This window comes from Bartonella capreoli (assembly GCF_902813205.1).
GTDB lineage: Bacteria > Pseudomonadota > Alphaproteobacteria > Rhizobiales > Rhizobiaceae > Bartonella > Bartonella schoenbuchensis.
The window spans coordinates 1-463 of record NZ_CADDZX010000185.1 but is presented as its reverse complement, the minus strand read 5'-3'; the positions used below and the strand labels follow the sequence as shown (position 1 = coordinate 463).

The window sequence follows — 463 nt, the reverse complement described above, 5'->3', positions numbered from 1 at the left end:
TATTTCCTCCACACAAGTACTCACCTTGTTTGTTATGCTTTAAGATCTCTCTTGCTAAGTTTGAACTGATGGTGTTCAGATCTTGCTGTTTTAAATAAATGGGCAGCCAATCAACACAAGAAGAGCTATATTTATTTGTCGCGCAACCAGTCAGAGAGAGCAGCACGCACATCAGCATCACTTTTTTAATTTCATTTTCTACCTCAAACCCTTGAGTGAGAACAAGATGTTGTGCATTTTGCAACTGTGTTTTGATGTGAAATTATGCTTGTTTTTTAAAAGAGATCGATATAGAAGTGCCCATTCTTATTTTAGTGATCAGTTTATCACTATTCAAATGTTCATGAAGCGTTTTTAAATAATGCTTTTTGAATGATGCAAAGTGGGGGGCAATCTGTATTGTTTTCTGTATTTTTACGCCAAAGTTCTCTTTTAAGAATTTTTCTAGCCATTTTAGTGTTGT

The 463-nt window shown here is 34.8% G+C and carries 1 protein-coding gene; it reads right to left on the bottom strand.

Going from position 1 to position 463, the window contains the following annotated elements; translation table 11 throughout:
• Positions 1-244: hypothetical protein (locus tag J7R05_RS07980; RefSeq protein ID WP_208541845.1), on the bottom strand; the 244-nt coding region annotated here is incomplete at its 3' end.
• Positions 245-463: the final 219 nt, after the last annotated feature.